The organism is Flagellimonas algicida, from assembly GCF_049629585.1.
Taxonomy (GTDB): Bacteria; Bacteroidota; Bacteroidia; order Flavobacteriales; family Flavobacteriaceae; genus Flagellimonas.
Genome location: NZ_JBMYIX010000001.1, coordinates 1148247 through 1162595, shown reverse-complemented (window position 1 = coordinate 1162595; position 14349 = coordinate 1148247). Strand labels below are relative to the sequence as shown.

Here is a 14349-nt window from a genome sequence, read left to right as displayed (position 1 = left end):
TATGGAACAAAACATGGTGGGTTGGTTCGAGATTCCCGTTGCCGATATGGACCGGGCCAAAGGGTTTTACGAAGCGGTTTTTGGGGTTGCCATCCAGGTTCATGATATGGGTGGGACCAAGATGGGATGGTTTCCGTGGGATGAGACCAAAACCGGGGCTGCAGGTTGTCTTATCCAGAATACGGATTGGTATACGCCTAGCAATACGGAAGGAGTCCTGATTTATTTTGCCTGTACCGATTTACAACAGGAATTGGACCGTGTGGAGCCGTCTGGAGGCAAAATTTTAAAGCCTAAGACCCAAATTAGTCCGGATGTGGGGTATATGGGATTGTTCTTGGATTCGGAAGGAAATCGGATTGCACTGCATTCCCGGAATTGATCATTCCACCAATTCCAAAAGGGCCATATCAAATGCATTGTCCAGAAGCACTTTCCCTTTAGTAACGGTTACTTCGGTGCCTGAATAGGTATCGTACAATTTGGTGCCATCCCCAAAGAAGCCCTTAACGTTGAGTGATTTTTTTCCTTTGGGAAGGTCAAGTCCTACGACCACTTTATCCCGATAGTCCCCATCAACATAGGTTCTGGAGAACACGTAAGGGGATTTGGATAAACGCTTATGGCGTCCGGCCCCAATAGCAGGGTGGTCCCTTCGGAACTGCCCCAATTTTTGCCAGTGTTCGAGAATCTTTTGAACATTTGCCAAACTGTCCAGTTCTTTCCAGTTCATAAAGGAACGAAGGGTGGCATCGCCTTCGGCCCCTTCTATCATAAGGCTTCTGGAGGTTTCGTCCCCATAATATACCTGTGAGGCACCAGGTGTCAACAACAGTACATTGGCAGAACGGTACGGTTTTTTGCGTTCCTTGTCAAAAGGGGCGCCATCATCATGGGATGTAAGATAGTTGAGGACACTTTTTCCTTTTAGTTTGTTATTGAGTAGGTTGTTGTATTTTTTGAAAATGGTTTCGTACGTCTTCATTCCATCGTCCTTCAATTCAAAATTGATAAGACTATTGAAACCATAGTTGAAGTAATCCACCTTTTTATCCCCAAAATCGAATTCCCGTCCTCCTGAAATACCATAATTGTACACTTCACCCACCATATAAAAAGGGTTGTTATCCAGAATACGGTCCGGGTGTTTCTTTTTCCACATTTCAAAGGCGTAATTGGCCTCTTTGTGCAAATCGGCCCAAGCATTTTCGTTCACGTGCTTTACAGTGTCCACGCGGAACCCATCCACTCCAAAATCATTGATATAGTCGGTGAGCCACTTGATGATGTAGTATCTTGGAGCTCTGGGATATCCTGTCCTTTCAAAGAAAAGCTGCAATTCGTCCAGTTCTTGGCTCAATCGGCCTTCTTCCTTCCATTTGGCCAAAAGGGCATCGGGAAGCTCCACGGATTCATTGGATTCGGTAAGCACATCGGGTAAATTTTCCACCAAGGTGCATGCGGTGGTGGTTTCGTATGTGGTGAAATCGCATTTTGGACCTGTGCGAACCCAATCATCCGGCCAGGCTGGGTCTTTTTCGGTAACAGGACCGGTATGGTTGAGCACCACGTCCAAAAGAATTCGGATGCCTTTGGCATGGGCTGCCTTGACCATGTTTTCCAAATCCTTTCGAGTGCCAAAATTAGGGTCCAAGGCCGTCCAATCCTTGGCCCAGTATCCATGGTAGCCATAGGTTTTTCCGGTTCCTTCGTCCGTTGCGCCATGGATTTGCTCCACCAGCGGAGTGAGCCATATGGCATTGATGCCCAAATCGGTAAAATAGCCCTCCTCTATCTTTTGGGTGACCCCTTGGAGGTCGCCTCCTTCAAAGCCCCGGAGTATGGCAGTATCCTCCGTTCTGTCAAAATTGACATCATTGTCCGGGTTTCCGTTGTTGAAACGGTCCGTAAGCAGAAAGTAAATATTGGCCCCTTCCCAAACAAAAGGAACCTCTTTTTTTGGGCTTTGTTCCTCAACTACCTGTTCTGTGGTTTGTTGCTCTTTCTTAGCTTCCCTACAACCGAACAAAATGGACAGAATTGACATGAGTACAAGTAGTTTTTTCATGCATTGGGATTTTCCCTAAAGCTATAAAATGAATATGGAAAACTAAAATTTATTTATCGTCCCAAGTCGCTACGGGTAAAGCGTAAAAAGGTGTTCGTTACTTTCGGTTGAGTACTTTGTACTCTTCGTAACAGCTGGAAATGGCATCCAATATCTGCAGGTCATTGGCCGTATTGATGAAGGATTTTGAATAGTTGCAGTTGTTGAGGATGTCCTCGATGTCCACTTTTTCCAATTGGAGCAGCTCGGTGAGGGTTTCCCGATCAAATTTAGAGGCCAGAAGATTCCGGATGTTGTCATCTTCTTTCATCTGACGCAATTTTCGCATCTGTCTGGGCTTTTTGCCAAAGAGGTTCCGCAGGAGATCTGCCGGATTTAGGATGGCCCCCAAGACCTTGGTCACGGCACTGGGACTCTTGTTTCCTCCTTCATAACTGGTGTTCAGACCAGAGATGCTGTATTGATAGGCATTGTTGATGGGAAGGTTCTTTACATCGATTTCCAAATAGCCTGTAAGTTGATAAGGTTTTACGATGACTTCTTCCAAGGCGTAGGCCAGCTCCGTCAACGCTATTTTGGTGTCCTTGAACCGGAACATATCATTGGTGACCCGTACTTTTTGGGTCTTAAAACCCAAGTAGGATAGGTATAAGGTATCGTTTACGGCAGCTTGAATGGTAAACTTTCCATTTTGGTCCGTGATGGTACCCTTTACCTGATTCAGGTTAATGACGTGCACACTTTCCAAGGGGAAATCACTTTGAGCGTTGATTACCGTAGCGGTCAACTCCTCCTGAACGCTGGATTCGTCGTCATTTTGGGCAAAGCAAAATCCAACGGTCAAGGAAAAAAGTAAAAGTAGATATCTTCTCATGCAATCTTTGTAGGTATAAAAATACTAAACAAAGAAAAATAAACAGGAAGCCCGTGTGATTTAATATAGAATTAACTAATAAAAGCCAGACCTCTTTTTGCCACCTTTCTTACCGTATCCACCTTTTTTTCCTCCTTTGAAGGATGGTTTGTTGCTTCCGCCTTTTCGGTGTCCACCTTTTCGATGTCCACGTTTTTTGCCTCCACCTTTTCCACCGCCACCACCGGGCTTGGTAGAAATTTCTACATTGATGAAGCGACCTTCCAATTTGAATTCGCTAAAGGTTTGAATAATTAATTCAGCCAGATGCGCATCAGAATTGAAGAAAGAGAAACTGTCTTTGGTGTCTACATTGAAAATGTCTTCTTTTTCCAGGTTCAATGTATCTCTTAGGAAGTCTTTCAGCGACATCCAATCGTAACCATCGCGCTCACCAACATTGATGAAGTAACGCACGGAACCTTCAGATGGAATTTCTCCTTTGGAAGTCCCTTTGCCATCTCTATCCCTGCCACCATCTTGACTATTAAGGTCTTTGGTTTTGCTGTAATAGTTGTAGAATTGGGTGAACTCTACGGAAACTATTTTCTTGATAAGCTCCTCACGGTCGATACCCTCCAATACATCATTGATGGCAGGAAGGTAACTATCTATCTCCTTGTTGATCTTGGTATCCTTAATCTTGTTGGCCAAGTGATATAATTGAATCTCGCAGATTTCGATACCATCAGGAATATTTTTCTTTAAAAAGTCCTGTTTGATCTTATTTTCAATGGACTTGATCTTTCTCAGTTCGGAACGGGTGACAATGACCATGGAAATACCTGATTTTCCGGCTCGTCCCGTACGTCCGCTTCGGTGGGTATAGGTCTCGATCTCATCGGGCAATTGATAGTTGATCACGTGGGTCACGTCGTCCACATCAATTCCACGGGCAGCCACATCGGTGGCCACCAACATTTGTACCTGCTTTTTTCGGAAGGCATTCATGACCAAATCACGCTGGTTCTGGCTTAGATCACCATGCAATGCTCCTGCATTGTACCCATCCTCGATTAATTTTTCGGCTACCCGTTGGGTGTCACGCTTGGTTCTACAGAAAACCACGGAAAAGATACCGGGATTGGCATCGGCCAAACGTTTTAGGGCCGCGTAGCGATCGCGTCCACCCACCACATAATATTCGTGCTGTACCGTTGATGCCCCTGCATTTTTGGTGCCCACGGTGATTTCCACAGGTTGGTGCATGAATTTTTTGGCGATGGAAGCCACTTCCTTGGGCATGGTCGCTGAAAACAACCAAGTCAATTTTTCTTGTGGAGTGTTGGATAGGATGTCCTTGATATCTTCATAAAAGCCCATGTTGAGCATTTCATCAGCTTCATCCAAAACACAGTAATCAATTTTGGAAATGTCCACCATCCCACGGCCGATCATATCCTTCATCCGGCCTGGCGTGGCCACTACGATCTGCGCGCCGCGTTTTATCTGTTTGGCCTGTTCGGTGATACTGGCGCCACCATAGATGGCAACCGTATTCAGACCTTTAACGTATTTGGAGTATAATTTTAGTTCGTTGGTGATCTGCAAACACAGTTCACGGGTGGGTGAAAGGATCAATCCTTGCGTAGTCCTGCTCTCCGCATGGATCTTTTGGATCATGGGAAAACCAAAAGCAGCGGTCTTACCTGTTCCTGTTTGGGCCAAGGCCACCAAATCGGTGTCTTGTTCCAAAAGAATGGGGATTGATTTTTCTTGTACTTCGGATGGAGATTCAAATCCAAGATCGGAAATAGCATCCAATAGGGGTTGATCTAACCCCAAGGCTTCAAATTTTGTCATAGCGGTGTATACCTTAAATCGCAAATATGTTGTGTTGCATAGAGCGATTTTCGTATAACCCTTTCAAGCCCATCGCAACACCTTGCCCATACCGGCGGCGTTAATAAAGCGGCAAATGTACGCTAAATATATTCCGTGGAAGCTATTACGCCTTCTTTTTTAAAAAGTCCACCAGTTTCTGGATGGCCCTTCCTCTGTGGCTGATGGCATTTTTGGTCTCCGAGGATAGTTCCCCAAAGGTTTTGTCATAGCCGACAGGGATAAAGATGGGGTCGTATCCGAATCCACCTGTTCCGGTCTCCTTTTCGGTGATGACACCTTCAACAATGCCTTCAAAAACAAGGCTTTTGCTGCCTGTATTCAAGTGGATGGCGGTTTTGAAATGCGCATTCCTATTCTCTTCCCCTTTCATTTCTGAAAGTAATTTGTCCATATTGTCTTGGGCATTTTTTTGCTCCCCGGCATAACGGGCAGAATGGACCCCGGGTTGGCCGTTGAGCGCATCCACCAAAAGCCCGGTATCGTCCGAAAAACAGTCGAAACCATAGGTTTGGGTGACAAAATCGGCCTTGATTTTGGCATTTTCCTCCAAAGTCTCCCCAGTTTCAGGGATTTCATCAAAACAGCCGATATCCTTTAGGGAGAGCAGTTCAATGGAGTTGGGAAGTAATTGTTGTACCTCACGTAGTTTATGGTCGTTATGGGTGGCAAAGACAAGTCTCACGCTGGAAAAGATTCAAATAAGGCCCAAAAGTAGTAATTTCGAAGCATAACTTTTGGAATATGGGACTACGGATTCCCCCAGCTTTGGTGCTACTTGTTTTTAGCGGTCTGATGTATGTTTTGGATAGGTTTTTGCCCTTTGGGGAGTTTGACTTTTTTGGACGCAAAACACTTTCAATGATACTCTGTGCATTGGGTATTTTGGTGATACTTATTGCAGTGGGGCAGTTTTTGGCCTCCAAGACCACGGTGGATCCCTTGAGTCCCAAAAAGGCCGAAAAATTGGTGACCAACGGTATTTACGTGTACACCCGTAACCCTATGTATTTAGGAATGCTTCTTTTTTTACTGGCCTTTGGCCTTTGGTTGGGCAACGCGTTCAACACCCTTTTGGCTGCCGGATTTGTATCGTATATGAACCATTTTCAGATTCAAAATGAAGAAAAGGCATTGGAGGAGGTATTCGGAAAGGAATATCGGATGTATTCCAAGATTACCCGGCGTTGGTTTTGAACGCAATCATTACAAAAAAGTGGATTTCGGGTGCCATTTCAAACATTTTAAAAGCGTTTTTTGATTTATCCGCAATTCTGTAAGGTTTTGGTAGGCTTCCAATTTGGTTGATGGAATTAATGCTTAATTTTACGCCTTAATTTTTTGAGAACATCATGGTAGAAGAGGGACGCAAATACGTTTTCGATTTTGATAGCACCCTTACCCGGGTAGAGGCATTGGATGTTTTGGCGGAAATTACCCTTCAAGGCAAATCCAACAAGGAAGAAATTGTAAAGGAGATCCAGAGGATCACCAACTTGGGAATCGATGGGGACATTTCATTTACGGAATCCCTTGAAAAAAGAATACGTCTATTGAATGCACACAAGAACGATTTGGAGCATTTGGTGGGTGAATTGCGACACAAAATTTCCAAATCCATAACATCCAATAAAGACTTTTTTAAAGAGTTTTCGGATGATATTTATGTAATTTCCTGTGGATTCAAGGAATTTATCGACCCCATAGTGGAAGAATACAACATTCCATCCGATCGGGTTTATGCCAATACCTTTAAATTTGATGAAGAAGGAAACATCATTGGATTCGACGAAGCCAATGTTCTCGCTTCCCATAATGGGAAAATTGAGTGTTTGAAGAACTTGGATTTGGACGGCGAGGTCCAAGTAATTGGTGACGGCTATAGCGACTATGTGATGCGCGAGGCCGGTATTGCCCATAAGTTTTTCGCCTATACAGAGAATGTGCACCGTGAGAAAGCAACGAACAATGCGGACCACGTAGCACCTAACCTAGATGAATTTTTATTTGTGAACGATTTGCCACGTAATTTATCCTATCCCAAGAACCGAATCAAGATATTATTGCTTGAAAATGTCCACCCCGATGCTTTTAAAAACCTATCGGAAGAAGGATTTTCCGTTGAATTGGTCAAGCACAGTCTTCCTGAGGAAGAGCTCATAGAGCGAATCAAAGGGGTGCATGTGTTGGGAATACGTTCCAAGACCCAGGTGACCCAAAAGGTTTTGGATGCCGCCAACAAACTTTTGGTAGTGGGTGCCTTCTGTATTGGTACCACCCAAATCGATTTGGAATACAGCAAGAAAAAAGGGGTTGTGGTGTTCAACGCACCGTATAGTAACACCCGTTCGGTAGTGGAACTGGCCATTGGGCAGACCGTTATGTTAATGCGGAGCATTTTTCCGCGAAGTACGGAAATCCACAATGGCGAGTGGAACAAAACCGCAGCCGGTTCTCAGGAAGTGAGAGGCAAAAACTTGGGTATTGTAGGTTACGGAAACATAGGAAAGCAAATGTCCGTTTTGGCAGAGGCCATGGGGATGAAAGTATATTATTACGATGTAAACGACCAGTTGGCCATTGGTAATGCCATTAAATGTAGCACCTTGGAAGACCTGTTGTCCGTTTCTGATGTGGTAACGTTACACGTGGATGATAACAAGGCGAACAAAAATTTCATTGGTGAGCGAGAAATCAACCAAATGAAAGACGGCGCCAAGCTTATTAACCTTTCCCGTGGATTTGTGGTGGATATCGATGCTTTGGCCGCAGCCATTAAAAGTGGAAAGTTGGGTGGAGCGGCTGTGGATGTGTACCCTTCCGAACCACGAAGCAACGGTTCGTTTGAAACACCACTGCAAGGACTTTCCAATGTGATTTTAACACCACATATTGGTGGAAGTACGGAAGAAGCCCAACGCGACATTGCTGACTTTGTACCGAACAAGATCATGGATTACATCAATTCAGGGAACACGGTGGATGCGGTGAATTTCCCAAATATCCGACTGCCTAAGCAGAACAAGGCGCACCGCTTTTTGCATATTCACAGGAATGTTCCGGGGATCATGGCCAAAATCAATGAGGTGTTGGCTAAATACGGGTTGAACATCACGGGTCAGTACCTTTCCACGGATTCTGAAGTGGGGTATGTGATCTCTGATTTGGACAAGGAATACAACAAAGATGTGATCAAGGAGCTTAAGGGTATAGAAAATACCATTAAGTTCAGGGTACTTTACTAGGCAAAACTCAAGTGTCAAGACTAAAGAACCTAGAGCCAAGACTCAAGAACTAATAGGCGGTCTTTTCTCTTGAATCTTTAAGCGAAGCGGTCTAAGATTTAATCATTGATGGTGATAAGGTTCGTTCCGTAGAATAGAGAACCCTCGGTACAACTGCTCTACAAAGAACAAGCGCACCATTTGGTGGGAAAAGGTCATTTTGGAAAGACTTATTTTTCCATTGCATCTCTGATAGACAGCATCACTGAAGCCGTAGGGTCCGCCAATGACCAGCATCAAATTCTTTATGCCACTGTTCATTTTCTTTTGGAGGAATTGGGAAAACTCGACCGAGGTATACTGTTTTCCTTTTTCATCGAGCAGAACAAGTACATCTGAATTTTGAATCTGTCCCAAGATTTGTTCCCCTTCCTTTTCCTTTTGTTGGGCTTCGGAAAGATTTTTACTGTTTTTGATGTCGGGAATAACCTGTAACTGAAACTTGATGTAATGTTGCAACCGCTTTTCGTAAATGGCGATAAGTCGTTCTAGATCAGGATTATCGGTTTTGCCTATGGCGATCAAGGTAATCTGCATCCCCAAAAATAGATTATTATAGTGAAAGTAGGAAGTAAGAGGATAAAGGTAAGTTCAAGTTCAAGTTTAAACCCCTTGTCATTTGCGATTGAGTTTAAGTTTGAACTTGAACTTGGGCTTGAACTTGAACTTGGTCTTGAGTTAGTTAACTCCGAACACGGGATTTCACACCCAAATACCTTAAGATCTCAGCGACTAAATTACAGAACGGCAGCAATGTTTTTACTATTTTCGTTAAAACCCCTTGTGGATGATATCCGAAGAACAATTTCAGAAAGAACTCAGTTTGATCATAGCCAATGCCATTCGTGAAGATGTTGGCGATGGCGACCATAGCTCCTTGGCCTGTATTCCGGCAACTGCTACGGGTAAGGCAAAGCTCTTGGTGAAGGACGAGGGTGTACTGGCCGGTGTGGCCTTTGCCCAACAAGTTTTTGAATATGTGGACCCGCAACTTAAGGTCGAGGTTTTACTGCCCGACGGTACCTTGGTCAAGCATGGGGATATTGCCTTTTACGTGGAGGGAAGTTCCCAAAGTATTCTAAAGGCAGAACGCTTGGTGCTCAATGCCATGCAGCGGATGAGTGCCATTGCCACGAAGACCCAATACTATGTGTCGCTTTTGGAAGGTACGGGTACCAAGATTTTGGACACCCGAAAGACCACTCCGGGGATCAGGGCTTTGGAAAAATGGGCGGTAAAGATTGGGGGAGGGGAGAACCATAGGTTTGCCCTCTACGATATGATCATGCTTAAGGACAACCATATCGACTTTGCGGGAGGAATCACCAAGGCTATCCAAAAAACCCAACAGTATCTAAAAGAGCAAAACAAGGATTTAAAGATCATTGTGGAGGCAAGGAATTTGGATGAAGTGGAAGAAATCTTGCAATCCAAAGGCGTCTACAGGATTTTGCTGGATAATTTCGATTATGAAGATACCAGAAAGGCTGTGCAGCGCATAGGAGAGCAGTGCCTTACCGAGTCTTCTGGCGGAATTACTGAAGACACCATTCGAAAATATGCCGAATGTGGTGTGGATTACATATCCTCTGGGGCATTGACACATTCCGTATACAACATGGACCTTAGTTTAAAAGCGGTTTAGATGTCGGTAGCCATAGAAGAGCAGTTGGAGAAAATACCCGTGGTCAACTGGTTGGTGCGGTTATTAAAAAACATAAAGCTCAAGGCTTTTGAAGGACTCTCTTTCTATGATCTGATGGAAATGTACGTGGTAGGTATCGTGAAAGGTGCCGTGTCCACGCGTGCTAGTTCCATTGCGTTCAGCGTATTTATGGCCTTGTTCCCCTTGCTCATTTTTATGGTGACGCTCATTCCTTTTGTCATTCCGTATGTGCGAGTGGGAAATGAAAATTTTGATGCCCAGTTCCTCCTTTTCCTGGAATCTTTCCTGCCATCGGCCACAGGAGATTATTTTGGGGACATCTACCAACAGATCAAGGACCAAAAACAAGGAGGTTTGTTGTCATCGGCCTTTCTGTTGTCCATTTTTTTGGTGGCCAATGGGGTCAATGCCATTTTTGGAGGTTTTGAAAACTCCTATCATGTAGAACTCACCCGGAATTTTTTCAGGCAGTATATCTATGCCCTCATGGTTGGGCTGTTATTGTCCATTTTGTTGATTGTGGGTGCCGTGGCCTTCGTGTATTTTGAGTTCTATATTGTGGAATACACCAGTGAATACTTTGGGAAGACCTTTGGGACCGATATTGAGAAAGGGGATACGGTGGGAATCCAACTGGCCAAAATCCTGTTTTTCATGGTACTGTCCTATCTGACTACCTCCATCCTCTACTATTTTGGGACGGCAGAAGGGCGTAAAGCCAGGTTCTTTTCAGCGGGTGCCTTGATGACCACCCTGCTGTTTGTGCTCACTTCCTATCTTTTTGGAATCTATGTGGAAAAGTTTGCCCGATATAACGAACTTTATGGGGCACTGGGAGGATTGTTGATTTTGATGGTGTTCATTTGGTTGAATTCCAATATCTTATTGTTGGGGTTTGAGCTGAATGCCACCTTGAATTCATTAAAGAAGCGGCATGAAAGGTATCAAGATGTTCCATAAATGTTTTTTTGTTTTGACCGTGCTGTTTTTCCAGAACATGTGGTCCCAATCCGTATTTGGAAAATGGAAAACGATGGATGATCGAAGCGGAAACGCCAAGGCCATAGTAGAGATTTATCGCGAAAATGGACTGCTACAGGCGAGAATCATCGATATTTTGGAAAAAGGGAAGAAAAATGCGCTTTGCACTAAATGCAAGGGAAAGTTTAAGAACCAACCCGTTTTGGGGATGAAGATTTTTCGGAACCTTAAAAGGAACGATAAGGATGAGTATAAAGGCACAGATATGTTGGACCCGGAACACGGAATGACCTTTAGGGGGAAATTGTGGCTTCATCCAGAGGATATGGACAAACTAATGGTCAGGGGCTATTTGGCATTTTTGTACAGGACCCAAACGTGGCATCGGGTTAAGGAAGAATAAGTGTATGGAGTATTTTTTGGATGTCGTCCTACCTATTCCTTTGGAACGACTTTTCACCTATAAGATCACACAAGAAGAGGCGGATTTTTTACAGCCAGGGATGCGTGTGGCCGTTCCCTTCGGGAAATCCAAGATATATACGGCCTTGGCCTATCAAATTCATACCAATGCTCCTATGGCCTATGAGGCCAAGGAAATCTACCAGATTTTGGATGAACAACCTTTGGTCAATGCCATTCAATTGAAGCATTGGCACTGGATGGCTCAGTATTATATGTGCACTTTGGGCGAGGTGGTGCGAAGTGCCCTTCCCAGTGCTTTTTTGTTGGAAAGTGAAACCTTGGTCATGCCCAATAAAGATGCCCAGATTGATGAAATGCAGCTGGGGGACGATGAGTTTCTGGTATATGAGGCCTTACAGCACCAGAGCGCGCTGAAAATATCCGAGGTGAGTGACATTGTGGATAAAAAAAATGTTCTGAAACTCATCAATGGACTGGTGCATAAAGGGGTGGTACTCCAAAAAGAAGAGTTGTACGAACAGTATAAACCAAAACTGGTCCGTTATGTCAAGCTTTCCGAAACCTATGAGGATGAGGCCCAATTGGAGCAATTGTTGAACGAACTGACACGGGCACCAAAACAGAGCCAGGTGGTGTTGTCCCTGTTTCAAATAGGGGCAAAGACCAAAAAACCCATCCCCATAGCCGATTTGGAAAAGGAAAGTGGCAGTTCCCGGGCCGTGATCAAAGCCCTCATTGATAAAGAAGTTTTAAAGGAATACCACATTCAAACCGATCGGGTAAACTTTGACGGCCAATCGGAAGAATCCCAACATATGCTCCTGAATGAACACCAGACCAAGGCTTTGGAAACCATTCAGGCTGGTTTTTTGGAAGGCAAACCCGTTCTTTTGCATGGGGTTACCTCTTCAGGAAAGACCGAGGTGTATGTAAAACTCATCCAGCAATGTTTGGAAGAGGGCAAACAGGCCTTATATCTGTTGCCGGAGATTGCACTGACCTCGCAATTGATCAACAGATTACGACATTATTTTGGACACAAAGTGTCCGTTTACCATTCTAAATACAGTATTCACGAAAGGGTCGAGGTCTGGAACAATGTGGTGGCGAATGCGGAGAAGGCACAAATTGTCATTGGTGCCCGCTCTTCCCTGTTTTTGCCATTTTCAAATTTGGGATTGGTCGTGGTGGATGAAGAGCATGAAAGCTCCTTCAAGCAGTTTGATCCCGCTCCACGATACCATGCTCGCGACGCGGCCGTTGTGTTGGCTTCCCTTCATGGGTCCCATATTGTGTTGGGGTCGGCCACGCCCAGTATAGAGAGTATGGACAATGCCAAAAAAAGAAAATATGCATATGCTTCCATACAATATCGCTATGGCAATGTGCTCATGCCGGACATCAGTTTGGTGGATATCAAGGAGGCGACCCGAAAGAAGCGGATGAAGGGGCATTTTTCAGAAGTGCTGCTCAAAGCCATTTCGGAAACCTTGGAGGAGGGGGAACAGGTAATTTTGTTCCAAAACCGTAGAGGATTTGCCCCTGTGGTGGAATGTACCACCTGTGGCCATGTGGCGCAATGCCCCAATTGTGATGTGAGCCTGACCTATCATCAGCGGAGAAACCAACTTCGTTGTCATTATTGTGGTTATCATATGGCCTTGCAGCAAGCCTGTTTAGCGTGTGGCAGTGCCACTTTGGACAACAAAGGCTTCGGTACGGAGCAGATTCAGGAAGAGCTGAGTCATCTCTTTCCCGATGTTGCCGTAGGTCGAATGGATTTGGATACCACCCGAGGCAAATATGCCTACGAAAAAATCATTTCAGCGTTCGAAAACCAAGAGATGGATATTTTGGTGGGAACCCAAATGGTCACCAAAGGGCTGGACTTTAGAAATGTGAGTTTAGTGGGCATCATGAATGCGGATTCCATGTTGAACTTTCCGGATTACAGGGCGCATGAACGCAGTTTCCAAATGCTCACACAAGTAGCGGGTAGGGCAGGGCGAACCCAAAAAAGGGGCAAGGTACTTATTCAGACCTATAACCCTTATCACCAAATATTGCAGCAGGTCACTACAAATGATTATGGAAAGATGTTCTCGGAGCAGTATTACGAGCGGGAGCAGTTTAAATACCCACCTTTGGTGCGCATTGTCAAAATCACTCTAAAGGATAGGGATTTCAACAAGCTGAACGAGGCCGCCAGTTGGTTGGCAGGTTCCCTCAGAAACGTATTGGGACAGGACATTCTGGGCCCCGAGTATCCTCCAGTGGCCCGTATAAGAAGGGATTATCTAAAAAACATCCTTATTAAGATTCCAAGGCAACAATCGTTGGTACAAACAAAAAATAGCATTAAAAGAATTGAGAAATCCTTTAATGCTATTTCCAAGTATAAAAGTGTAAGACTGGTCTACAATGTGGACCACATTTAGTTATACGTTGGCCAGTGCTTCTGCCAATTCAGTCTTTTTGTTTCTACTCAAAGGAATCTGTCTGCCCCCTACTTCAACATTTTTACTGTTGAATTTTTCAATCTTCTCCAGATTCACAATATAGGATTTATGGATTCTCAGAAATTTTTCGGCCGGCAATTGCTTTTCGAAGGATTTCATGGTGGATAGGATTACGATATTGGCTTCATCGGTTACCAATTTAATGTAATCTCCAAGGGCTTCTATCCATTTAATGTCGTTTAAGATAACCTTACGCTTTTTAAGGTTACTTTTTACAAAGATGTGCTCTTCATCCTCATCAACACGGTTCATTTGCTCATATTTGGCCACGGCTCTTTTCACAGAGGCTTCAAAACGTGCAAGTGTGATGGGTTTGTGAAGGTAATCGGTCACATCATAATCAAATGCCTTAAGGGCATAGTCAGGTTTTCCCGTGATCAAAATAACCTGTGGTGGGTTCTCTAGGGCCTCTAAAAGGTCAAAACCACTGATGATCGGCATTTCAACATCTAAAAAGATAAGGTCGATTTCGTGGTTCTTTAGGCCATTTTTTGCTTCAATGGCGTTGCTGTACTCCGCAACCAAAGCAAGGTGTGGATGATTGTTGACCAACTTTGCAACGGCCATCCGTTGCATCGAGGAATCGTCTACAATTATACTTTTTAATTTCATAGAATGGGGTGATTTGTAGGGTTTTAAATCATCGGCAA

Annotated in this window: 13 protein-coding genes; 7 read left to right on the top strand and 6 right to left on the bottom strand. The window is 44.3% G+C overall.

Annotated features, from left to right (window positions below):
• Position 1: 1 nt before the first annotated feature.
• On the top strand, positions 2-382 hold the full coding sequence (locus tag ACPD8L_RS05230) for a VOC family protein (RefSeq protein ID WP_421809612.1): 381 nt from the start codon (positions 2-4) through the stop codon (positions 380-382).
• Here the strand turns inward: ACPD8L_RS05230 and ACPD8L_RS05225 are convergent, their stop codons facing one another.
• The 4 genes from ACPD8L_RS05225 to ACPD8L_RS05210 form a co-directional block, all read right to left on the bottom strand.
• Positions 383-2068, bottom strand: a complete 1686-nt coding sequence (locus ACPD8L_RS05225; protein ID WP_423942364.1) for an alpha-amylase family glycosyl hydrolase — start codon at positions 2066-2068, stop codon at positions 383-385. It abuts the gene before it with no gap.
• A gap of 97 nt (positions 2069-2165) precedes the next feature.
• Complete coding sequence (locus tag ACPD8L_RS05220; protein ID WP_116217946.1) at positions 2166-2942, bottom strand: carboxypeptidase-like regulatory domain-containing protein; 777 nt, start codon at positions 2940-2942, stop codon at positions 2166-2168.
• Between the two features lie 75 nt (positions 2943-3017).
• A complete protein-coding gene (locus ACPD8L_RS05215; RefSeq protein ID WP_116217945.1) occupies positions 3018-4784 on the bottom strand; it encodes a DEAD/DEAH box helicase in 1767 nt (588 codons plus the stop codon).
• A 145-nt stretch (positions 4785-4929) separates the two neighbouring features.
• Positions 4930-5508 carry a non-canonical purine NTP diphosphatase gene (locus tag ACPD8L_RS05210; RefSeq protein ID WP_423942362.1) on the bottom strand — a complete coding sequence of 193 codons (579 nt, stop codon included), beginning with the start codon at positions 5506-5508 and terminating at the stop codon, positions 4930-4932.
• Positions 5509-5567: 59 nt separating this feature from the next.
• Here ACPD8L_RS05210 and ACPD8L_RS05205 point away from each other — a divergent pair, with 59 nt between their 5' ends.
• On the top strand, positions 5568-6020 hold the full coding sequence (locus ACPD8L_RS05205) for a methyltransferase family protein (RefSeq protein WP_116217943.1): 453 nt from the start codon (positions 5568-5570) through the stop codon (positions 6018-6020).
• A 155-nt stretch (positions 6021-6175) separates the two neighbouring features.
• Positions 6176-8068: a phosphoglycerate dehydrogenase gene (gene serA / locus ACPD8L_RS05200; RefSeq protein ID WP_423942360.1), complete on the top strand. Its 1893-nt coding sequence runs from the start codon at positions 6176-6178 to the stop codon at positions 8066-8068.
• A gap of 102 nt (positions 8069-8170) precedes the next feature.
• Here serA and rlmH read toward each other — a convergent pair whose 3' ends face one another.
• Positions 8171-8644 carry a 23S rRNA (pseudouridine(1915)-N(3))-methyltransferase RlmH gene (rlmH, locus tag ACPD8L_RS05195; protein WP_423942358.1) on the bottom strand — a complete coding sequence of 158 codons (474 nt, stop codon included), beginning with the start codon at positions 8642-8644 and terminating at the stop codon, positions 8171-8173.
• Between the two features lie 250 nt (positions 8645-8894).
• Between rlmH and nadC the strand changes: the two genes are divergently transcribed.
• The 4 genes from nadC to priA are packed head-to-tail and all read left to right on the top strand — an operon-like array spanning position 8895 to position 13618.
• Entirely contained in the window at positions 8895-9752 is an 858-nt protein-coding gene (gene nadC, locus ACPD8L_RS05190) for a carboxylating nicotinate-nucleotide diphosphorylase (RefSeq protein WP_423942356.1), read from the top strand.
• On the top strand, positions 9753-10733 hold the full coding sequence (locus ACPD8L_RS05185) for a YihY/virulence factor BrkB family protein (RefSeq protein ID WP_293301113.1): 981 nt from the start codon (positions 9753-9755) through the stop codon (positions 10731-10733). It abuts the gene before it with no gap.
• On the top strand, positions 10708-11157 hold the full coding sequence (locus tag ACPD8L_RS05180) for a DUF2147 domain-containing protein (RefSeq protein ID WP_293301110.1): 450 nt from the start codon (positions 10708-10710) through the stop codon (positions 11155-11157). The genes ACPD8L_RS05185 and ACPD8L_RS05180 overlap by 26 nt, the downstream gene beginning before the upstream one ends.
• 4 nt (positions 11158-11161) lie before the next feature.
• Positions 11162-13618, top strand: coding sequence for a replication restart helicase PriA (gene priA, locus ACPD8L_RS05175; RefSeq protein WP_423942354.1), 2457 nt, complete (start codon positions 11162-11164; stop codon positions 13616-13618).
• Here the strand turns inward: priA and ACPD8L_RS05170 are convergent, their stop codons facing one another.
• A complete protein-coding gene (locus tag ACPD8L_RS05170; protein WP_100818563.1) occupies positions 13619-14311 on the bottom strand; it encodes a LytR/AlgR family response regulator transcription factor in 693 nt (230 codons plus the stop codon). It lies immediately after the preceding gene.
• Between the last annotated feature and the right edge of the window lie 38 nt (positions 14312-14349).

Coding starts and splice junctions, on each gene's coding strand:
- ACPD8L_RS05185 (WP_293301113.1), top strand. CDS start 9,753: ATGTCGGTAGCCATAGAAGAGCAGTTGGAGAAAATACCCGTGGTCAAC.
- ACPD8L_RS05230 (WP_421809612.1), top strand. CDS start 2: ATGGAACAAAACATGGTGGGTTGGTTCGAGATTCCCGTTGCCGATATG.
- ACPD8L_RS05220 (WP_116217946.1), bottom strand. CDS start 2,942: ATGAGAAGATATCTACTTTTACTTTTTTCCTTGACCGTTGGATTTTGC.
- priA (WP_423942354.1), top strand. CDS start 11,162: ATGGAGTATTTTTTGGATGTCGTCCTACCTATTCCTTTGGAACGACTT.
- nadC (WP_423942356.1), top strand. CDS start 8,895: ATGATATCCGAAGAACAATTTCAGAAAGAACTCAGTTTGATCATAGCC.
- serA (WP_423942360.1), top strand. CDS start 6,176: ATGGTAGAAGAGGGACGCAAATACGTTTTCGATTTTGATAGCACCCTT.
- ACPD8L_RS05170 (WP_100818563.1), bottom strand. CDS start 14,311: ATGAAATTAAAAAGTATAATTGTAGACGATTCCTCGATGCAACGGATG.
- ACPD8L_RS05225 (WP_423942364.1), bottom strand. CDS start 2,068: ATGAAAAAACTACTTGTACTCATGTCAATTCTGTCCATTTTGTTCGGT.
- ACPD8L_RS05215 (WP_116217945.1), bottom strand. CDS start 4,784: ATGACAAAATTTGAAGCCTTGGGGTTAGATCAACCCCTATTGGATGCT.
- rlmH (WP_423942358.1), bottom strand. CDS start 8,644: ATGCAGATTACCTTGATCGCCATAGGCAAAACCGATAATCCTGATCTA.
- ACPD8L_RS05205 (WP_116217943.1), top strand. CDS start 5,568: ATGGGACTACGGATTCCCCCAGCTTTGGTGCTACTTGTTTTTAGCGGT.
- ACPD8L_RS05180 (WP_293301110.1), top strand. CDS start 10,708: ATGAAAGGTATCAAGATGTTCCATAAATGTTTTTTTGTTTTGACCGTG.